The sequence below is a fragment of the uncultured Maribacter sp. genome, from assembly GCF_947500405.1.
Classification (GTDB): domain Bacteria; phylum Bacteroidota; class Bacteroidia; order Flavobacteriales; family Flavobacteriaceae; genus Maribacter_B.
In genome coordinates this window covers 1-19,360 of record NZ_CANMRY010000009.1, presented here as the reverse complement: position 1 = coordinate 19,360, position 19,360 = coordinate 1, and the positions used below count along the sequence as shown (strand labels likewise).

The following is a 19,360-nucleotide window of genomic DNA, read 5'->3' as shown; positions in this document are numbered from 1 at the left end:
TAAGTATTTAGACTAGAGTGAGTCGTGTAATTAATTCAAAGAATTAAAATAATTCTTTACCTCTAAAATATGCTTTTCTTTAACATTAGAAGCTAACCAGCTAGCTTTAAAACTGTTAATTGCCAATTGCATTATTTGTTTTTTATTTAGGTTAAGAGCTTTAGCTGCTTCGTAATAATTAGCATTCATATAACCACCAAAATATGCGGGGTCATCAGAATGTATGGTAGCAACAATTCCCTTGTCAAGCATTTTTGCAACAGGATGTTCTTCCATTTTAGAAATAACTTTAAGTGCTACATTACTTAATGGACATAAGGTTAGGGCAACCTTTTCTTTAACTAATTTTTGAACTAGTTTTTCATCATCTAGACAGCGATTTCCGTGGTCTATTCTTATAACCTTTAAAAGATCCAAAGCTTCCCAAATATAATTTACAGGGCCTTCTTCGCCAGCATGAGCCACTAATTTGTAACCGTGTTTTGCAGAAGCTTCAAAAACTTTAGCAAATTTGCTAGGCGGATTTCCAATTTCGGAAGAGTCTAAGCCAACACCATCAATCCAGTCTTTATAAGGTAATGAAGATTCTAATGTTTTAAAGGCTTCTTCTTCACTTAAATGCCTTAAGTAAGACATTATTAATTTAAAAGAAATATTTAATTCTTGTTTTGCTTTTTCAAGAGCTTTGTATATACCTTTTATAACTACAGAAAATGAAACACCTCTATTGGTATGTGTTTGGGGGTCAAAAAACACCTCTACATGTACAACATTTTCACTGTGTACTTTAGTTACATATGCCCAAGTTAAATCAAAAAAATCTTGTTCATATAAGAGCACTTTAGCTCCAGTATAATAAATATCTAAAAATTCTTGAAGGTTATTAAATTGGTATGCTTTTTTTAAAGAATCTATAGAATCATAATCTAAAATTATATTATTTCTTTTCGCTATCTGGAACATAAGTTCAGGTTCAAAACTACCTTCAATATGTAAATGAAGTTCTGCTTTTGGGACACCTACAACAACTTTTTTAAGATTAGATACTTCCATGTAATTATATAGTTAAGACTAGGGTTAATGTAAAAATTTAGGTATAAATCTGTATAAAAATACATAAGTACTTTTATAAATTCCCTAAAAATATAGGAATGCTAATTTTTATTATTGTTTAACACTAATACTAGGTAAGAACACTTTTTGCATTATTTTAAATGCTAATTTGTCTTCGTGAGAATTATATGCACCACCAGTAAATATGGCAACTATATTCATTTTGGGTATAATCATAATATATTGCCCACCATTTCCTGTTGCGGTTTTTGAAATTATAATTTCATTATTTACTTTGTATGGTATATTCCACCAAAAGTAGCCATAGTTAATTCCTGTAATTTTTGTTTTAGGAGTGGTAGATTCATCAATCCATTTCTGCGAAACAATTTGCTTTTTATTCCACATTCCGTTATTGAGTATTAAAACTCCTATTTTTGCTATATCTCGGGAGGTCATATATAATCTTTTCCCAGAGGGAAGAATTTTTTTGTCTGATGTATGACCCCAATATAAATTTGTTATTCCTAACGGGGCAAATAAATACTTTTGAGCAAATTCTTGGATTGCCATTCCGGACGCTTGACTTATTATCTCGGCTATTAAAATTGCACCCATGGAACAATAAGTAGAAACTTGTCCAGGTTCATTTATAACTGGTAAATTAAGAGTGTACTGAAGCCAATCCTTTTTTTTATATACTTTATCTTCTTGCCCCTTAGACTTTTTATCCCAATCATTACAATCTAATCCGCTAGACATTGTTAAAAGATGTTTTATAGTTATTTTCTCTTTTCTGGAATCTAGATTTTTAGTTGGAATAGTAGTTTTTAAATATTTTAAAATTGGGTCGTTAATACTTTGAATAAAGCCTTTATCAATAGCAATTCCCATTAAAATAGATTGTACGCTTTTTGTAGTAGAACGCAAGTCATGGGGTTGGTTAGCTAATTGTCCATTAAAATACTCTTCAAGAATTAACTGTTTATCTTTTACCAAAAGAATACTATGAATTTTATCTTCCTTATTTAGTATCTGGTTAAATAATTCATGTATTGCTGTTGTATCTATATTTTGAGCTAATAAAGTATTAGTTTCCCAGCCATCTGTTAGTTCTTTAGGTTTAGAATACGAATAGGTGTTTTGCCCATGACAGTAAATATTAATAAAAAGTACTAATGCCAATATTGGGGCTATCTTTTTCATGAATTTTTAGTTAGAAATTTTTTCATATTCGCTGTATTAAAGGTAACGGTTAATGTAAAATGCGTTTTAATACATTTTACATAGTATTGTCTTTAGTTTTAATCCGTTTTATTTATGAAATATTTTAAAGTATTCTGTAAACATATATTTCCTATTTCGTTTGTAACCTGTTAACTCAGAAAGTATTTTAAGTTCAATTAATTCTTTAATTAGTCTATTAGCTGTTGAAGGTGATATTCCTAAAAGTTCCGATACTTGTTTTGAGTCAGTAATTGGAATTTGAAATAATTGCTTTAGCAATTGTTGAGCATTTTCAATTCTACTACCTAATTTTGGTAAGCGGTTTGTTTCAATATCTGTCTTTAAGGCAATAATATCTTTAAATACCTGAATTGATTCTTTTGAAGTTTCTATTACTCCTACTAAGAAAAATTTAATCCACTGAACTAGGTTGTTTGTTAATCTAACTGTCATTAAATTATCATAATAATAGCCTTTGTTTTTTTCAAAGAAATCGGATAAGTATAATGACGATTTTTTTAGGACATTGTTACTCACTAAATAGAGTGTAATAAGTAATCTACCCAATCGTCCGTTTCCATCTAAAAAAGGATGGATAGTTTCAAATTTATAATGAACGATAGCAATTTTGATTAAATGAGGAACATGATGTTCATCTTCATTAATGAATTTTTCTAAATCACTCATTAGTTCAATTACTTCAGAATGATGAGGAGGAATGAAAATAGCATCCTTTAGGGTTGCTCCAATCCAATTCTGACTTGTTCTAAAATCACCAGGTATTTTATGTTTGCCTCTAACCCCTGATAAAAGGGTTTTATGTGTTTTTTTATTAGTCGATTTGAAATTGGTAGTTTTTCCAAGTCCTTAATTGAGGTGTTAATTGCTTTTATATAATTATGTACTTCACCCCAATCATCTCTTTTTTCTGGGTTAATATCTTCTTTTTTTATAAGAGCCTCTTTCATATTGGTTTTTGCGTGCTGGAATTCTATTGTTCAATAAATTTTATCGTCTTTTCTATTGACTTTTTCGAGTCAGTTCCAATCCAAAATAGATGCCCCCATTCATTATTCAATTTTACCATTACTGAATTGTCAATCATTTTATTCGAGTATAAAGCATGTTCAAAAGGAACACTACTATCATTTTTACTATGAATAATTAGAGTTGGACATTTAATTTTTGCAATTGTCCCATGATTAATATTTTGGTCAATATCATTTAAAAATCCCGTTTTAGAATTGTAGTGTTTCATTGTAGAAAGCAATTCTTGAACATCACTCTTTTTTAGCTTATGTTTTGAGCTCGAGGAAAACTGAGGATAAAAACTATTTGCAATCGTATTTGGAAAAATCTGAGAAAAGAACTTAACCATTCCCCACACGAATTTTTCCATTCTGGGATTAAACATCTTTTTTGCCGTCTTATAAATTTTGTCATTTTCATCAAGCCATTTTTTTGAAATTGCCGAGGCAAGAATCAGCTTACTGACTTTGTTTGGGTAATTGCTTGCAATCTCAATTGCTGTTAATCCGCCTGCTGAAATACCGTATACAACTATCTTTCCTAAGGATAGGTGGTTTATAAGCTCTATGATTAAGTCGGCTGCTTGTTTTGGTGTTTGGTTATTTTCCAAAGGGGTGTTTCCGTACCCTGGACGAGAAGGGGTAATTAACTGGTATTTATCTAAATCGAATCCTTTGTGGCAGAGTGTCTCATTGCAACTTGAGTGTCCACCGTGTACAAATACTATTGCAGTTCCTTTTCCAATAGAATTATATTCAATATTGCCAAGTTTCGTATTTATGACTATGTTATTCATATCGGATTTTTCTTCTGTCAAGTCCTGAAATATGGTTACGGGTTAAATGGAATAATTAAGCTGTTAATTTAAATACCATATTAAGTGTTTTATAGTCTAAAGATAAATGTAATCTTATTTCATTCTATAAATTAATTGCATTTTTTGTTGCTCTCTTTGTGTGTTTCAGAGTGTCAAAGTCTTATTAAGATAGAACTGGTCTTTAAAGATGCAGTTAACACGCTCAACGACCGCAGATTCATTGCAATGATTTTGTTCCGTCATACTGATACCAATATTCAATAATCAATTCTGCATCTTTATGTTTTAATTCATTAATTGTAATCTTCATAATTATAATTCGTTTTTAGGGAAGTCTACAAAACAACATTAGTAAATAACTTATTAACTATTTTCCATTCGTCTTTTATTTTGAAAAGGGATAAGTAGTCATAATAATTATATCCTAACATTGGTACGTGTAATTTTACCATTGCAATTTTTCCAAGTATATCTACCCCTACAATTGACATTTTAAAAGTTTCGTTTAAATCATTAGGGCTTTTTCTATTTTTAACGGTTTTAATATACTCACCAACACTTTTAAAATATTCGTTTGAATTTATATCTCCCCATATATTTACGTTAAGGCTAAAACAAGCTTCAAGACTTGACGTGTTGCCGTAAAAAATTCCCTCGAAGTAGTTATTAATTAAATTTTCTATTTCTTTAATATTGTCTTGGTACATTTTGACTATTTTTTAGTTGCTAAAGATTGCTTCCCACTAAATCCCTAATTTTCAATAGGTATTTCGTCAATTACTACGTGAGTTGTTTCAGGTTTTTTGTTTAAAATAGTAACAACCAACTGTGTAGTGCCTTCAATTAATAGTCTCTTTTGTTCTTTGGTTACATTTGTGTCTGTAACTTTTATGTTTATGTATGGCATAGTTTCTTTTAATTAAAATTAATTTTTGAAGGTTAAATATGGATGGCAAAACTACCTGTTACTTGGTTGTTCTCAATTGTACTATAGCCAATTAAAAAATAGCCTTTTAGTCTTAAGTTGGAATTTGAAAAATATTTTCTAAATCCAATATTGCTATAGCACATTTTTTCTTTAATCATAGAATATTCGGATTCTAAAAGAAGACTAAATCCTTTGTTGAAATTAACGAAAATTGACTGTGAAAATTGATTATTTGGCTCAAACGTTAATGTAGAATTAATTCTTCTAGTGTCAATATCTAATGCTAAAAAGGTTTTACTCTTTTCTATATACCCAGCAATTTTGATGAATTTATAATTAATTTTTAAATGATTAGCCCAAATGCCATTATGATTAAATAAACCATAGGTAATTTTGAGATTTTGACTTAGCCTAAAATTAATTTTTGTTCCTGTTCTACCTCCAATTATTTTGGATTGAGCGTTGGTTTCTGTCTGACTTTCCCAAGTAGTTGGATTTGGTCTTAATTCTGTTGCTGGTGTAGATACTGTTCCAAAATGCCAAGTAGTGTTCTCAAATATATCATAGATAACTTCATAAGATGTAAAGCCTTGTGTCTGCTCACTACTTTCAAATTTTAAAACACCAAAAGAACGTAATCTTACCACTTGGCTTAATGAATATGTTAGCATTAATCCAGACTGTAAGGAAGTATTATTGTCCATTTCAAAATTAGTCATGTTTACACCAGAATTTGAAACTAAACCTAAATACACTCTGTTTAACTCTAAATTATCTGATAACTCTATATCATTAATTTGGGAAATACAATTTATAGAGATAAATAATATGCAAAAGAAAAAGGAATATTTGTTCATTACTGAAGGATTAAGTAACTGCTAAAGTTTACTTATTGAATTAATCCCATTTTGAAGTAGTTGATGCCGCATACTTTCCAGCACCTAATAAAAATATTGCGATTGCACCAAATAGATATAAGCCTTGTAGTTCAATTCCCCAACCGCCAAATTGATTTAATGTAAAAATATCTCCTGTATGGGCCATTAAAATAGCAGTTAACATATTGAATGCTAAAACTGAACTTGCCAACCTTGCTCTCCAACCTATAATTATTAGTACTGGGGCAATTATTTCTCCTATAAAAACCGAGTATGCAACTAATTCCGGAATTCCGATACCGTTTAGTAAACTTTTGATAAATGAATAATTGGAAGTCAAGTTTGCAATTCCGTGGAATAGTATAAGTACACCTATACTCAATCTCTGTAACAATAAGCCTATGTCTTTGTTTTGAAAATTATCTAAAGCGTTCATATCATTTATTTTTTTAAAATTATTTTGATACAAAAGTCAAAAAACGACAGAACAGACTGGAGGATATTTGTCACTATTAATATGTGACATTTGTCACATATTAAAGAAACTTATTTTAGGAATTTAATCTACTTAAAGTTTCTCTACTAACACCTAAATAGGAAGCTATAAGTTTTTTAGGCACTCTTTGAAAAAGTTTTGGATATTGTTCAAGAAGTAATTCATATCGCTCTTTTGAAGAGTTTTTTAATAATGATAAGATTCTGTTTTGAAGCGCTATTCTACCAAACTTACTTTTCTTTGCCCAAAATCGTTCCATTTTGTGCATTTCTTTGGTGAGTTTTTCTCTGTTTTTATAAGTTATGTAAAGCAATTCACAATTTTCGATGCAGTCTATATTAATTTTTGATTTAGATTGTTTTACAAAAGATTCATAGTCGGTTATCCACCAATTTTCCATTCCGAACTGTAAAATATGTTCTTTTCCGCTTTCGTCAAAAAAGTAACTTTTTAAGCAACCTTTCGTTATCCAATATTCTTTGTTAGCAATTTCTCCTTCTTGTAAAATGTATTGATGTTTGCGTTTAGTTATAGTTTCAAAATGGCTCAAAATGAACTTAAACTCTTCGTCTGTCAGCTTAATTATTTCTTCAATATGTTGTCTTAGAGGATGATTCATTTAATTGTTGCCTAGTGTTTCGTCTATGATTAGTAAAGGAATTAAGCGGAAATATCAAAAACAAAAAAAAGAATAATGATGTGAAGAAAAGCCTTGTATCGTCTGGTTTTTTTCATGGATATTTTGTTTTTATTAACAATTTATTTCACTCAAAATTTGAGTCCAAATTGTTTTTTTAAAACGGTCTTTAAATATTCCAAAATGTCCAATTTTATTGGTTTGAAAATCAATTGGATTTAAATGTACTGATTTTATTTTTGCATTCTTATATTTCTCTGTCATCCATTTAACAGCCTCTTTCGGAGCAAAATCATCATCATCTATACTATAAGCAGTTATATTTGTCTTTATTGTTTCATAGAAAGTTTCAATTATAAATTTATCACTAAAAATATATTCTCTGTTCTTTCCCCAATTTCTCCATTGGTTAGCAACATTTCTTGGCAGATTTTCCATTCCGCTAATTTTCTTAGATTTCAGATATCCAAAAGTTGTAATAAGAAAAGGAAAAAGAATATACCAATTAAACCACATTTTTATTCTCTCAATTCCTTTCCAGTTTTTCCAATACCCTGATTGTGCTGCTACTAAAATTATTTTATCTAATCTGTTAGAGGATTTGGCAAGTCCAATTAGTTGCCCTCCAATACTGTGTCCAATTATTACCTTCTTTGATTTTGGGTAGTTATTTATAGTGTATTGTATTATACTTTCTAAATCATTACTACCCCAATATGCAGCATCTATTTTTAGTTCTTTGATTGGTTTTTTTAAAGAACGACCTATTCCATTATAATCAAATGTGATAACAGTAATTCCATTATTCTCAGCGAATTTAGCGAATTTACTGTAGTATTCCTGCTTTACTCCTGTCGCAGAAGCTATAATTAAAACAGTTTCATTGTTATTATCATCAAATAAAGTTGCTGATAATGTTTCAGAGTTATATGGTATCTGAATTTCTTTCATTTTTTAATGACTGCCAAAGCGTTTGTATGTGGTTTGTTGCACGGTTAAGCACCTAATTTAGTAAATATAAACCGAATAGAAAATCTATTAGAATTAGCAATAAATTTTATACAGTGAAGCTTTAGACCTTGACAGTCCCGAAGCGTCGGGAATAATCCTCTCTCTTTTGCTACTTGTATTAAGTTCAGTTCTGTTAGACTTTAGATCTTGTTTTCAGGCTGTTGTGAGTAGAAGTAGCTGGTTCTTTCATAAAACATTTATTTTGAATAATTATAAAGAATCAAGGTGTTGAATCTATGAGCCTAGAATAATATTGTTTTAAATTAAAGAAAAACTTATTTGCTTTTTTCCTCAGTTCTTTGTTGTGCATAGTTTCTTATAGAGACTTATGCTTTCCATCTTCATCTACTAAATATAGTTCTTCTAAAATCCATTGATCCCCATTTAGAGTAAAATGATATTCAAAATCGTGTTCAATAAAACTAAATTTTTCGTTGGTGAATTTAGTTTTAACAATTGCTTTTTTCGAATCAATTAATTCTTCAATAACTAATTCTTGTTTTGGGCAATGGTCAGATTCACTTCCATAAGCAAGTCCTTGATATTTTTTTTCGGGACTGCAAAATTTCAGTATTAATTCATCATACATTTTTCCAATTTTATGTTTGGTATTCTCAACTTTACTTTCTTTAGTTGAGAAGGCAAAGTCATTCCATTTTTTATAATCAATTATAAATTCCTTTGTTAATTCAGCAGGTTTTTTCATTTTGTTCATTACAATTTACTGTTAATAATATCGAAATAAATGTTACTAATTTCATTCTCCTCCTCATTTTTCTCAAATTACACACAACGGTTTTGTTTAAGAATAGTAGGGTAGAAAATTAGCTTTTTCTTTTCGGTTGTACCACAAGCCATATTTTATTTTTAACTTTTTGGTATTAAAAAATACTAAAATTAAAAATATGACGACATCGCAGATGCAAAATGCTTTCAGATTAAGGAAGAATTTATTTGTTTTTTATCTCAGTTCTTTGTTATGTGCAACTTTTTATCCGAAATGTTCTTCAATTAATTCTCTATTCGCAATTGCGCCAGCAACATTTCCTTTGGCAACTGCATTTGCAATTGAGCGCAAAAAAGTTGTGTTATCTCCGCAAGCAAATAATCCGTCAACATTCGTTTTCTGGAGCATATCTACGTTAATATATCCTTTGTCGTCAAGTTCGCACCCTAATTCCATTGGTAATTTACTATGTTGCTCAAAATCAGCTTTCGCATATATAGCTTTGATGGTTTCTTTAGTATTGTCCTTAAACAAGATATGATTTAAATGTCCGTTTTGGTGTTCTAAACTTTCAATTTCCTTTTCAACAATTTTTATGTTATTCTTTTGTAATTTTTCAGTTTGTTCATTTGTTAATGTTGATTTTCCATTTGTAAACAAAGTCAATTGTTTGGTCAAATTACTTATCATTTTGGAAAATTCAAATCCATAATCGCCATTCCCTAAAATTCCCGTTTTTTCTTTTTTGAATTCATAACCGTGACAATAAGGACAATGAATTACTGAAATTCCCCAACATTCTGAAAAACCATTTAAATTTGGCATTATATCTTTTATTCCAGTAGAGAAAATTATTTTTCTAGCGGAAAATGTTTCATTTTTCTCGGTGGTGATTTTAAAACTATTCTCTGTCTTAATTCCCTTATTTGCGATACCATTATGGAATTTAATTGTTGGATATTTTTCAACTTGCTTTCGTGCCGACGCTGAAATTTCATTAGGTTTTTTTCCATCGTGTGTTATAAAGTTATGTGCAAAAGGTGTTTGTCTATTACAGGGCTTACCGCTATCTATAATTAGAACTTCTCTTAAAGACCTACCTAGCGCCATTGCTGCTGAAAGTCCAGCGTAGCTGCCACCTATAATAATTACTTCAAATTCATTTTTATCTTTCATTGGATTGCATTTTGATATTGCGGATAGTGAATATGGTAAACCGATTGCCATAGTCGTTAATTATGCAGTTTTAATAAAATTTTTCTTGTTAACATTATATGAGATTTTCGTGCATATTATTAAATGCTGATATGATATTATCAACATAACCTTTTAGTATTTTTATGTTGGAATGTTCAAGAAGCGTTATTGTATAAGCTTATTTGCTAAACTCAATTTTTAGGTTGGTTAGTTTTTTTGGATCAATTAAACATTCTGACATAGCTTTATGTTTTTTTGTAAAAGTAATAAAATTTTACGTTATTGCAACATAGTCGCATTAATGAATTATGAAAAGAAGGAATACACAGTCTAAAACAGAAATTTTAGAAGCTCTGAAATCGGCTAATTCTGCGTTGAGCCATGATATGATAAGAGAGAAATTAAGTTCTGAAATGGACAGAGCAACTATCTACCGTGTTTTAAACAGATTTTGTGATGATGGTCGGGTTCATAGAATTGTTGGTGATGATGGAAAACAATATTTTGCATTATGCCTTAATTGTGATGAAGAAAAAAAAGAGCACAATCATAATCATTTCCATTTTAGGTGTCTCAAATGTGGAACTGTAGAGTGTCTTACTAAAGAAATTGAAATTCCGTTGCCAAAAGGCTATGTTTCACAGTCCTTTAATGGTCTTATCTCTGGAATTTGTAATGGTTGTTCGTGAGTTTTGCTTTGTCTTGAAATAGGTTGTTTTTTTATTTCAAAATGTTTTGCAGCAGTATCGTATATGAAAAATTTGATGACTTTGTAGATGAGCCTATACTTTTGAAAAAGTACCAAAACCAGTAGTAATTTTAGCCATCCTAAGTTTGTTTTCTATTAATTTATATTAGTTAAAATCAAAGAACAAAAGAACAAAAGAACAAAAGAACAAAAGAGCAATGCAAGGTGTTATTTGACCGAATCGTTGGTAAAGGAAAAAGTAAGAAACTAGCGTTAATAGCAGTTGCTAACAAACTACTCAAACAGTCCTTTGCAATCGCAAAATCTGGTAAACCATATGACGAAACTTACGTTTCAATATTACCTAGATAAATAGAAGATAATTCGAATAAAAAAAGCTCAAAGAATCAGATTTTGGTATCTATGAGCTTAGAATAGTATTGTCTCAGATTAAGAAAAAATTTACTTGCTTTTTTCCTCAGTTCTTTGTTGTGCGCTGGTACTTTTATTTTTTTCTTGTCCAATAATTATAAGCCTCTTTTGATGCTCTTGCAATTGTCATTTCCCTTTTTGTTTGCGAATCATAAGAGTCTGAAATGAAGACAGTGATTGCTAAATGACTACCATCAGGTAATGTGATTATACCAGCATCATTCGTAGCTCTGGTTAGTCCATTATATGTTCGGGAAGCTCCTGTCTTATGAGCCAGTTCAGTTTTTTCAGGCAATAACCTTTTTATTCTTCTGTCAAACCATTCATTAGAGATTGACATATATGCCAATAGTAAATCTCTGCTTTCTTTTGAGAGATAATTACCTTTATAGAATATTTCCAAAAGTTCATTCATTGCTATTGGGGTTGACCAATTTTGATATTGAATGGTGTCATTTGCAACTTGAACCATTTCGGTTGTTGATATGGCTATATTTTTTACTCCTAAGTCGTGAATGTTTTTTTGTACGTTTTCCGTTCCGTCTAAAAGTCTTAATAGAACATCACAAGCTGTTCCATCACTTCGTGAAACATTATATTGTAAAATTTCTTTGATTGTAAGATTTGCACCGTTTGGGTATTTGTCTCTTATTGGACTATAACCAGCTTCGGGTATAAATTCCGCTTTATTAATTTCTATGGTGTCCCCAAGAGAAAATTTACCATTGTCAATTTCGTGAAGCATTACCATTGCGATTGGAAACTTATAAACACTTTGCATTGGAAATTTTACGTCTCCATTGAAAGAAATTGATTCTCCACTTTCAAGATGCAAGGCATTGATTCCTACGTTTCCCTTTATTGTATCTGCAATTTGTTTAAAATGTTTTTGAAGAGTATCCTGACTGTAGATTTGATTTGAAATCAATAAATTCAGAATGAGTAGATTAGTTATAATAGGAAAATATTTTTTCATTAATTCTAAGTTTGTTCTTTCTTGCATTACGCACAATGGTCTCGGCTAGTATGTTTACCAAGCCATTATTAAGTATTAAAAATAGTAAATTTGGAGAACTGGGCTAGTGCTTCCCATAGGAGCCATTGTTGTGTGTAGTTTTTATTTCAAAATTGAAGTGGTCTACTTTTTCGCTTTTACCAAAAGTAGATTCGTAAAACTTAACTGCTTGTTCATCTTCTGAGTGTGCTTCAACGAAAATTCCCTCAATCCCGTTTTTAATTGAATAATCCTTTAAATAGTCAATTAATTCCTTTCCTATCCCTTGGTTATGAAATTCCGTTTTAACTGCTATGTCATAAATATATAATTCTTTCTTATCAGTATAATATCGTTCTATTTCATAAGCAGTTAATCCTCCAATAACTTTATCTTCTTTAATTGCCACAATTGCATGAAAATCAGCTTTAGTCAATAGCTTCTTCAGTTGTCCTTTTGAAGCAACTTTGTTAGGCTCTTCGAAAACCTCATTCAATAGCTCTACAAGTTCTGCTAATCGCTCAACGTCATTTTCTTGTAATCTCAAAATATTTAGACTGTTTTTCATTTTAGTGTTTAATTACACACAACGTTTAGTGTAAGAGCAGTAGCAGATTAATTGCACTAGTCTTTCGTGTTACGAATATACTTATTTAAAAGCAATAGCGGTTCAAGTTTACACCAGAACCGCTATTGCTTTTATACCTGTTAGCATACGTTTTATATACGTGCTATTTATAAACCAAGCTCATTCATTCTAGTTTTTTCATATCTACCGTCTTCGGCTGGATAGCGTAATGATTCTCCATATTTTCCAGATTGTTTTGCCTTAGAATAAATTAAACTTTCTCCTGCAAAATTTGGGTCAGGAATTTTTTCGAATATTTTATCTTCATATGCCTTGTCCGCGTCTATTAATTCCCAGCCTTCTTTTTTAAATTTATTTATGAGGTCGTCCAAAAAGAGGGCGGATGTCAAATTATGATGAAGTAATAAAGTATGATTAATGTGTCTGCCGTTTAATTCCATTGAAAGTTTTTCATAATAGTTGGCTCTTTCCATAATATGCTGAACATAAAAGTCTCTAAATACATCAATTTCCGTTTTTTCGATTCCGACTTTTTTGATTCTGGTAATTAAACGTTGGTCAACGTACCAGTCAGAAGCATCAATAGTTACATAACCGTTTTTGTAATCATTATTGGCGAGAATATTTCTAATACTGTCAACTTTTGATGGATTCTGCCCTTCTTTTAAATAAGGAAAACGAAATAGTTTAACAGAGTTACTAAGATTTGAAATAATAGCATCTGTTTTAATAAGTTCACTCTCAAAAAGATGCGAATCATTTTTTTCAGAATTAAAATATGGATGAGAAAATGAGTGATTTGCTATTTTATGTCCGTTATCGTTCCAACTTTTAAGTAAAAACTGTCCTTTTTTATCCGACTTGTTCTTTCCTGTAACGAAAAACACAGACTTTAGATTTTCATTTTCAAGAGTTGATAAAATCATTTTATTCCATTCCTCAAACTGGAATCCTGCTAAATTTGAAGTGTTGCCATCGTCGAAGGTGAAACTGACTGTTGGTTTGGTTACTACAATTTTTTCAGCTTGTTCTTTTTTTGTGTATTTCGAATCTTTACATCCAAAAAAGACTACTAAAAGGAATAAAAATATAGGTCGAATTTGGGTCATCAATTTTTTTTTAATGTTCGTAAAGAGACATGTTTTATATTTAGTGGACTTTGTTTATATTAAAAGGACTTTCGGTTTAGCACAAACGCCTTATTTTTTTTATACAGTGTTACTAACTGTAATTTTATAATAAGTTATCCAAATCCTGACGTCTAATTATAACCATAATCTCCACTTTATCATTATTTACTTTGTAATAAATGCTATCCGATCCGCAGACACAACGTCTATATCCACTTTTTATAAAGTCAACCGATTCAAATGAGTAAGGTCTTTGTGCAATGATGTCAAAGTATTCAAAAAAAGAGTCAAAATATTTGTCAGCTTGTGCCATCCCAAATTTTTTAACACCATAATGATGAATTCTGATTAAGTCTTCTTTGGCAGTGTTACTTAATATGTATTTAGCCATTTAATAAACTCTTGGATTGAGATAAAATCTGCTCTTTACTATCAGAAGTAAATCCGCTTTTTTCTGCCTTATCTAACTTTGCTGCAATCCAATCAATTTGTTTATTTTGTTTTCGTGCTTGTCTGATTAAGTCATTAACAAGCTCACTCTTGCTTGAGTATTCTTTATTATCAACCTGAGCTTTTAACCAATTATCATTTGGTTCAGTAAAAGAAATGCTTTGTCGTCCCATGAGATGCTTTTTTGGTGTAAAAATACACCAAAATTTATTATTTAGCAAGTTTTTTTATTTAGAAATGTTAGTATTTAGAGGGTAGAGTTATTATAGTTGGCAACGGTTGAGCTATGAAAAGTACGGGAGCAAACTGGCGTTTGCTTTCCGCCACGTACATAGCGAAATCTTTTGGTTTTCTTTTTTTCTTTGTCCCGCTAAAAAGTAACCCCGAAGCGTCGGGGCCAAAGACGCTTGCGGACTTCATAAAAATACACATACCTTTTTACTAAGCCAGTAGCCCGTATTTTTTATAGGTTTTGTTGCAAAACGTTTTTTTAGCTTTCTTTAATAAATCTTAAAATGAAAACAAGTTATTTATACACCCATTTACTAAAAAAATCCTTGAGATTCATCTCCGATGATTCTTCTAATGCAAGCTGGAAATTTAGAGTTGTGACAGTTTTTCCAAAATATTTGGTGCTATAAAAACGTAGTGCGTTCCAAAATTTTTCCTCACCCATTTCTTCTCTTAGTAAATGTATTACGTATGCTCCTTTAAAGTACACTATGTTTCGGTCATCTCTGGTTGGATTCGACCAACCATTGAAAACTAGAGGCTTATCTTTTCCTCGCTTTTTTAAACCTTGATATACTTTAAAATATGAACCTATATCAGATTCATATTTTTCCTTACCAAAACGATGTTCATTGTAGGCGGCTGACATAAACGTTGCAATCGCTTCATTGAGCCAGAAATGATTCCAATTCTTGCATGTTATTCGATTTCCCCACCATTGATGAGACAGTTCATGTGAAATCAAATTAGTTTCAGTACTATCTTTTAATACCAGATTTCCATACCCATCTTTTAAGATTGAATATCCAGACATTTCTTGATAGTGGTTTCCAATAAGTATTTGCGAGTAAACCGATTGATAATATTCAATACCCGACTTTTGTTCAAAAAAAGATATAATGGAAGGTGTCTCTTTAAAAATAACCTTGAGTTGATTCGAAGAATAATTTGGCGCCAAATAATTCAATACTACTCCTTTATATTCGCTTTTTACTTTGTTGTAATTACCAATTGCAAATCCGTAGGTATAGGCTGGTGTCTCGTAATTCTGTTGATAAGAGTATCTTATTTTATTATTCTGACGAATTTTACTGCGCAACTCTCCACTTGCTACACAAGATTTATCTGAAGGAATTACTAGGTCAATATTGAACAATGCTTTGTCTCTAGGTAAATCATTGCAAATCATCCATTGATTAGTGGCATAAGCCGTATAAGCTTCACCGTTCTCTTTATCAAAGAAAATCCCTCTTTTAGGACTACCATGATAACTTATAGTTATTTCATTATCTTTTTGCTCCCTTTCGGAAAGGTTAATTATCAAATCGTTTCCAGTTTTCTTAAAATCCAAAACATTGTTTCCAATTACATTGTCAATTACTAGATTTCCAGAATTTAGAACTACGGATTCGTTAGTTTCATTAATTTGAAAACAAATTACAACGGAACCACTAATATATCCTTGATTAATCTCAGGTTCGATTGTCAAGTGATAACTAATTACATTTAAATCATTTTGATAGGGATTTGCTTGACTTGCTAACGGAATTAGAAGTAAAATTTTAAAAATTAATGTGATGTACTTAGTATACATATTTCAGGACGGGTCATAATTAATGGCAACGGACTTGTGTATGAAAAGTAGCGTGTAAAAAGGCACTAACTTGTCGGATTAACACAGAGCCGAATTTTTATATTTTGTTTTTAATTTTTCTCTTTTTAAAAGCCAAATTAAAAATTTGGCGGACTTCATAAAAATACACTAAACTTTTGATTAAAAACCAAACCCCGTATTAATTATAGCCAATGTTGTGCTTAGTACTTTTTATTCCTAATTTGATTTCTCTTTTGTTTGATTGTTTCTCTTCTTGTTTTTGAAGTTGAAAAACTCAAGATTTTTGATAATTGTTCTAAAAAGTTTGTTGAAACTCTTGATGGTCTATATTCGGACTTCATATGCTATTGTTCCAATTGATTTATTAATTCCTTAATTTCAGATATTCTTGGGTTTATTTCTTTTTTTACTCTTTTTTTATTTAAGAAATATCCATAAACACCTATTCCGATTGCAGCAACATTAATAAGGACAATCAAATATATTGGAACTTTTTCCCGAACGCTGATAGTGAATAATAGCATTATTGGATAAGCTGGTAATATGCCCCAATAGAAATATGATTTAAGGAATTTCTTTTGTGCTTGAAGATATTCCTTGTTTTTTTTGAGATAATTGAGGTAATCTTTTTCCAAGTCACTAGGCTGAAACTTTTTTACACCTCGATATTTTATTATTAAATAAACTGCACAAATAATCATTAAACCCAATGCTATTTTTGTCAGAATGAATGGAATCTTGAATAATAAAAAAGTAGATAATAAAACTCCAAATATAGCTAAAACCGTTTCTGAAAGTTCCAGATAGTTCCACCATTTGTCTAAACGCTTTAAACTTGATTGTAGTTCAATCATTAATTTTGATTTCTCAAATTTTATACGCTCTTGATTACTCGACGATTGCCAGATTTTAATTAATTCATCTTCTATCATGATATTCCATTTATGCAGTTAAATAATTTTGATTTAATTCGCTTGATTTTTACGGCTACGTGATTTTCAGATAACCCAAGTATTTCTGAAACTTCTCGGTATGCTAATCCCTCTAAGTACAAAGCAACTATTGCCTTATCTCCATCATTCAATTTTTTAACACACTTCCTTAAAGCTTTTAGTTTTTCATTATTATTTTCGTCTTCTACTTCAGAACCGATATTACAAATAGTCATACTATCTAATCTTATAAATCGGTTTTGGTTTTTCGTGTATTTTGATTTGAAACGAAGGCAAACATTTAATGCTATCCTAAACATCCAAGTACCAATAGATGAATTGCCTTTAAATGAACTCATCGACTTCCAGATTTGAACTAAAACCTCTTGAAATAGGTCTTTTGAGTCTTCATTATTATCAGAATATATTGAACAAAGCCTATATAATTTATCTTGGTTTTCCTCAAGTTCGGATAGAAATAGGCTTTTTTGTTTTTCCATTTTTAATACTTCCCTTTACTACTTTAGTTACCATAATTCGAGAAATATGACAATTTAGAAAACATTTTTTTTAAAAAGGATGAATTTTTACGAACCATTAAAGGTAAAGGCTTCGGCTATTAGTAGTTGTGTGGTTTTGGTACTAAATTTAGCAAATAATTGCTGAATGGAAAATCCGCGAGGATTTTCAGAAGTATGCGAGAACCAGCAATTACTTATAGCCATTGTTAGGCACAGTTTTTATTCACTTAATTTTTTAATCATTTTTTTCGAACGATTAACAAGTCGTTGTTCATTCGATGGATTTAGTTCAACTACTTTTTTATAATTTTCTATAGCCAACTTATTATTTTTAGTTTTATAGGCATAGTATTGTCCTAATCCATAGTAACCTCCAAAATAATTTGGATATTCAGATGTGATTAGTTCAAACACTTCTTTTGATTTTTCTGGTTCATTTTTAAAAAAACCAAAGCCTAAATAAACTAACTCCTTATTCACAATATCGTATTTACTATTGTCAGATTTTAGTTGATTAAATTTGGTTGCAAAATTTTCTATTCCGTTATCCTCAATATCCTTTTTTAGTACCAGTTCAGCAGGCATAGGTGCTCTGTAATTAGAAAAGAGACTAGCTAAAAATAAAGCCTTTCTTTTTAGACCTCCTAAATTTCCATAATTTGAAAAAATTGCTATTGTAATTTTTTCAGAGGGAATTCTTAATGTTGTAGTTAGAAAACCTCTTGTGCTTCCATTGTGAAGTAAATATTTTTTATCATTTTTTTTGTCAATAAACCAACCAAATCCATAACCATTTTCATCGGTTTTTCCATTTTCGTCCCAATTAGAAAACGCATCATCGAGTAGATTTTTACTAACAAGAGTTTCATCATACAAAGCCTTATCCCATTTAGCATAATCACTTACAGAAGAATAAATTCCTCCATCTCCTTGAATTGCAGTAAATTTAGTTTGGTCTTTCTTTTCAAATTTATTTTTTATCAAATTATAACCATAAGCACGATTTTCGATTTTTATATCACTTAAGTATACAGTACTGTTGGTCATTCCTAGCTTTTTGAAAATCTCATCGTCCATAAATTTTTTATAGGTTTTTCCAGAAACCCTTTCTATAATCATAGACAAAACAGCGTATCCTGAATTACTGTATCTAAATTTAGAATTTGCAGGAAACAACAGACTATCTTGTTTCATTAAAAGATTAAGCACGTCTTTATCAACAAGCTGTTTTTCCCAATCTTTTGGATATAATCTATTATAAGACTGTAAACCAGACCTATGTGACATTAGGTTTTTAATTGTGATTTCTTTTCCATAATCTGGGAATTCTGGGATTATTTCTGTCAGTTTAGAATCATAATTTAATTTCCCTTGATTTATTAAAATCAAAATTCCCATTGCAGTAAACTGTTTTGTTACAGAGGCGATTCTGTAATTGGTTTGGCAATTAGCAAGTATTTTGTTTTCTAAATTTGCATATCCAAAACTTTGACATTTTTCTATTTTGCCATCTTTTATAACAATAAAACTTGTACTCGGTTTTTCTCCTATATAATCTTGGAATAAAAAATTTATTAAATCTTGTTTGTCATCTTTCTTTTCTAATAGTTTTTCCGAAGGTTTACATCCAGAAATAATAATTAAAAAGACTAGTGTTAAATATGAGTACTTCATTCTGTATTATACTGAAATAGGTTGCCCTTTTTTTTGTCTTTTTTGTCCGTTCAAAAGATTTTTTTCAGCCGTTTGGAAGGCAAAAAAATAGTTTGAACTAGGTC

General features: G+C 30.3%; 23 protein-coding genes and 1 pseudogene. 2 read left to right on the top strand and 22 right to left on the bottom strand.

The genetic code is table 11. The annotated features are described in order from the left end of the window. Positions 1-30: 30 nt before the first annotated feature. From Q0945_RS12535 to Q0945_RS12475, 13 genes are all read right to left on the bottom strand, one after another. Positions 31-1,053, bottom strand: coding sequence for an adenosine deaminase (locus tag Q0945_RS12535; RefSeq protein WP_299435051.1), 1,023 nt, complete (start codon positions 1,051-1,053; stop codon positions 31-33). 111 nt (positions 1,054-1,164) lie between these two features. Continuing rightward, on the bottom strand, positions 1,165-2,259 hold the full coding sequence (locus Q0945_RS12530; RefSeq protein ID WP_299435049.1) for a serine hydrolase: 1,095 nt from the start codon (positions 2,257-2,259) through the stop codon (positions 1,165-1,167). A gap of 108 nt (positions 2,260-2,367) precedes the next feature. Beyond that, positions 2,368-3,063, bottom strand: a complete 696-nt coding sequence (locus Q0945_RS12525) for a Fic family protein (protein ID WP_299435337.1) — start codon at positions 3,061-3,063, stop codon at positions 2,368-2,370. Beyond that, positions 3,015-3,248: a hypothetical protein gene (locus Q0945_RS12520; protein WP_299435047.1), complete on the bottom strand. Its 234-nt coding sequence runs from the start codon at positions 3,246-3,248 to the stop codon at positions 3,015-3,017. Before Q0945_RS12520 ends, Q0945_RS12525 begins: the two co-directional genes overlap by 49 nt. Positions 3,249-3,271: 23 nt before the next feature. Further along, positions 3,272-4,126: an alpha/beta hydrolase gene (locus tag Q0945_RS12515; protein ID WP_299435045.1), complete on the bottom strand. Its 855-nt coding sequence runs from the start codon at positions 4,124-4,126 to the stop codon at positions 3,272-3,274. Positions 4,127-4,461: 335 nt separating this feature from the next. After that, on the bottom strand, positions 4,462-4,833 hold the full coding sequence (locus Q0945_RS12510) for a nuclear transport factor 2 family protein (RefSeq protein ID WP_299435043.1): 372 nt from the start codon (positions 4,831-4,833) through the stop codon (positions 4,462-4,464). 44 nt (positions 4,834-4,877) lie between these two features. Next, a complete protein-coding gene (locus tag Q0945_RS12505) occupies positions 4,878-5,033 on the bottom strand; it encodes a 4-oxalocrotonate tautomerase family protein (RefSeq protein WP_299435041.1) in 156 nt (51 codons plus the stop codon). Between the two features lie 32 nt (positions 5,034-5,065). Further along, a complete protein-coding gene (locus tag Q0945_RS12500; protein WP_299435039.1) occupies positions 5,066-5,911 on the bottom strand; it encodes a hypothetical protein in 846 nt (281 codons plus the stop codon). A 40-nt stretch (positions 5,912-5,951) separates the two neighbouring features. Further along, a complete protein-coding gene (locus tag Q0945_RS12495; protein ID WP_299435037.1) occupies positions 5,952-6,368 on the bottom strand; it encodes a DoxX family protein in 417 nt (138 codons plus the stop codon). Positions 6,369-6,483: 115 nt separating this feature from the next. Continuing rightward, positions 6,484-7,047: a Crp/Fnr family transcriptional regulator gene (locus tag Q0945_RS12490; RefSeq protein WP_299435035.1), complete on the bottom strand. Its 564-nt coding sequence runs from the start codon at positions 7,045-7,047 to the stop codon at positions 6,484-6,486. A 132-nt stretch (positions 7,048-7,179) separates the two neighbouring features. Further along, positions 7,180-8,016 (bottom strand): alpha/beta hydrolase, encoded by an 837-nt coding sequence (locus tag Q0945_RS12485; protein ID WP_299435033.1) that lies wholly within the window; start codon positions 8,014-8,016, stop codon positions 7,180-7,182. A 376-nt stretch (positions 8,017-8,392) separates the two neighbouring features. Beyond that, on the bottom strand, positions 8,393-8,791 hold the full coding sequence (locus Q0945_RS12480; RefSeq protein WP_299435031.1) for an NTF2 fold immunity protein: 399 nt from the start codon (positions 8,789-8,791) through the stop codon (positions 8,393-8,395). Between the two features lie 276 nt (positions 8,792-9,067). Beyond that, on the bottom strand, positions 9,068-9,979 hold the full coding sequence (locus tag Q0945_RS12475; RefSeq protein ID WP_299435029.1) for an NAD(P)/FAD-dependent oxidoreductase: 912 nt from the start codon (positions 9,977-9,979) through the stop codon (positions 9,068-9,070). Between the two features lie 329 nt (positions 9,980-10,308). Between Q0945_RS12475 and Q0945_RS12470 the strand changes: the two genes are divergently transcribed. Further along, positions 10,309-10,689, top strand: coding sequence for a transcriptional repressor (locus tag Q0945_RS12470; protein WP_299435027.1), 381 nt, complete (start codon positions 10,309-10,311; stop codon positions 10,687-10,689). Positions 10,690-10,907: 218 nt separating this feature from the next. Continuing rightward, positions 10,908-11,060: pseudogene (locus tag Q0945_RS12465) on the top strand (IS110 family transposase); the annotation flags it as partial. A 133-nt stretch (positions 11,061-11,193) separates the two neighbouring features. On the opposite strand, the gene bla reads toward Q0945_RS12465, so the two are convergent. The 9 genes from bla to Q0945_RS12420 all read right to left on the bottom strand — a co-directional run bounded on the left by bla (position 11,194) and on the right by Q0945_RS12420 (position 19,256). Then, positions 11,194-12,048 (bottom strand): class A beta-lactamase, encoded by an 855-nt coding sequence (bla, locus tag Q0945_RS12460; protein WP_299435026.1) that lies wholly within the window; start codon positions 12,046-12,048, stop codon positions 11,194-11,196. A gap of 151 nt (positions 12,049-12,199) precedes the next feature. Beyond that, positions 12,200-12,682 (bottom strand): GNAT family N-acetyltransferase, encoded by a 483-nt coding sequence (locus Q0945_RS12455; RefSeq protein ID WP_299435024.1) that lies wholly within the window; start codon positions 12,680-12,682, stop codon positions 12,200-12,202. A 167-nt stretch (positions 12,683-12,849) separates the two neighbouring features. Beyond that, positions 12,850-13,812 (bottom strand): polysaccharide deacetylase family protein, encoded by a 963-nt coding sequence (locus Q0945_RS12450; RefSeq protein WP_299435022.1) that lies wholly within the window; start codon positions 13,810-13,812, stop codon positions 12,850-12,852. A gap of 124 nt (positions 13,813-13,936) precedes the next feature. Then, on the bottom strand, positions 13,937-14,224 hold the full coding sequence (locus Q0945_RS12445; protein ID WP_299435020.1) for a type II toxin-antitoxin system RelE/ParE family toxin: 288 nt from the start codon (positions 14,222-14,224) through the stop codon (positions 13,937-13,939). Next, the gene (locus Q0945_RS12440; protein ID WP_299435018.1) at positions 14,217-14,456 is read right to left on the bottom strand and encodes a CopG family transcriptional regulator; all 240 of its coding nucleotides are present in this window, start codon (positions 14,454-14,456) and stop codon (positions 14,217-14,219) included. Before Q0945_RS12440 ends, Q0945_RS12445 begins: the two co-directional genes overlap by 8 nt. Positions 14,457-14,809: 353 nt before the next feature. Beyond that, positions 14,810-16,108: a M1 family aminopeptidase gene (locus tag Q0945_RS12435; protein ID WP_299435016.1), complete on the bottom strand. Its 1,299-nt coding sequence runs from the start codon at positions 16,106-16,108 to the stop codon at positions 14,810-14,812. Between the two features lie 365 nt (positions 16,109-16,473). Continuing rightward, a complete protein-coding gene (locus tag Q0945_RS12430; protein WP_299435014.1) occupies positions 16,474-17,061 on the bottom strand; it encodes a hypothetical protein in 588 nt (195 codons plus the stop codon). Then, positions 17,058-17,561: a sigma-70 family RNA polymerase sigma factor gene (locus Q0945_RS12425; protein WP_299435012.1), complete on the bottom strand. Its 504-nt coding sequence runs from the start codon at positions 17,559-17,561 to the stop codon at positions 17,058-17,060. Before Q0945_RS12425 ends, Q0945_RS12430 begins: the two co-directional genes overlap by 4 nt. Before the next feature lie 240 nt (positions 17,562-17,801). Further along, the gene (locus Q0945_RS12420) at positions 17,802-19,256 is read right to left on the bottom strand and encodes a serine hydrolase domain-containing protein (RefSeq protein ID WP_299435010.1); all 1,455 of its coding nucleotides are present in this window, start codon (positions 19,254-19,256) and stop codon (positions 17,802-17,804) included. Between the last annotated feature and the right edge of the window lie 104 nt (positions 19,257-19,360).

Bases quoted from the DNA above. Each gene is read 5' to 3' on its own strand.
- Q0945_RS12535 (WP_299435051.1), bottom strand. From the start codon at position 1,053: ATGGAAGTATCTAATCTTAAAAAAGTTGTTGTAGGTGTCCCAAAAGCA.
- Q0945_RS12530 (WP_299435049.1), bottom strand. From the start codon at position 2,259: ATGAAAAAGATAGCCCCAATATTGGCATTAGTACTTTTTATTAATATT.
- Q0945_RS12520 (WP_299435047.1), bottom strand. From the start codon at position 3,248: ATGAAAGAGGCTCTTATAAAAAAAGAAGATATTAACCCAGAAAAAAGA.
- Q0945_RS12510 (WP_299435043.1), bottom strand. From the start codon at position 4,833: ATGTACCAAGACAATATTAAAGAAATAGAAAATTTAATTAATAACTAC.
- Q0945_RS12505 (WP_299435041.1), bottom strand. From the start codon at position 5,033: ATGCCATACATAAACATAAAAGTTACAGACACAAATGTAACCAAAGAA.
- Q0945_RS12500 (WP_299435039.1), bottom strand. From the start codon at position 5,911: ATGAACAAATATTCCTTTTTCTTTTGCATATTATTTATCTCTATAAAT.
- Q0945_RS12495 (WP_299435037.1), bottom strand. From the start codon at position 6,368: ATGAACGCTTTAGATAATTTTCAAAACAAAGACATAGGCTTATTGTTA.
- Q0945_RS12490 (WP_299435035.1), bottom strand. From the start codon at position 7,047: ATGAATCATCCTCTAAGACAACATATTGAAGAAATAATTAAGCTGACA.
- Q0945_RS12485 (WP_299435033.1), bottom strand. From the start codon at position 8,016: ATGAAAGAAATTCAGATACCATATAACTCTGAAACATTATCAGCAACT.
- Q0945_RS12480 (WP_299435031.1), bottom strand. From the start codon at position 8,791: ATGAACAAAATGAAAAAACCTGCTGAATTAACAAAGGAATTTATAATT.
- Q0945_RS12475 (WP_299435029.1), bottom strand. From the start codon at position 9,979: ATGAAAGATAAAAATGAATTTGAAGTAATTATTATAGGTGGCAGCTAC.
- Q0945_RS12470 (WP_299435027.1), top strand. From the start codon at position 10,309: ATGAAAAGAAGGAATACACAGTCTAAAACAGAAATTTTAGAAGCTCTG.
- Q0945_RS12455 (WP_299435024.1), bottom strand. From the start codon at position 12,682: ATGAAAAACAGTCTAAATATTTTGAGATTACAAGAAAATGACGTTGAG.
- Q0945_RS12450 (WP_299435022.1), bottom strand. From the start codon at position 13,812: ATGACCCAAATTCGACCTATATTTTTATTCCTTTTAGTAGTCTTTTTT.
- Q0945_RS12445 (WP_299435020.1), bottom strand. From the start codon at position 14,224: ATGGCTAAATACATATTAAGTAACACTGCCAAAGAAGACTTAATCAGA.
- Q0945_RS12440 (WP_299435018.1), bottom strand. From the start codon at position 14,456: ATGGGACGACAAAGCATTTCTTTTACTGAACCAAATGATAATTGGTTA.
- Q0945_RS12435 (WP_299435016.1), bottom strand. From the start codon at position 16,108: ATGTATACTAAGTACATCACATTAATTTTTAAAATTTTACTTCTAATT.
- Q0945_RS12430 (WP_299435014.1), bottom strand. From the start codon at position 17,061: ATGATAGAAGATGAATTAATTAAAATCTGGCAATCGTCGAGTAATCAA.
- Q0945_RS12425 (WP_299435012.1), bottom strand. From the start codon at position 17,561: ATGGAAAAACAAAAAAGCCTATTTCTATCCGAACTTGAGGAAAACCAA.
- Q0945_RS12420 (WP_299435010.1), bottom strand. From the start codon at position 19,256: ATGAAGTACTCATATTTAACACTAGTCTTTTTAATTATTATTTCTGGA.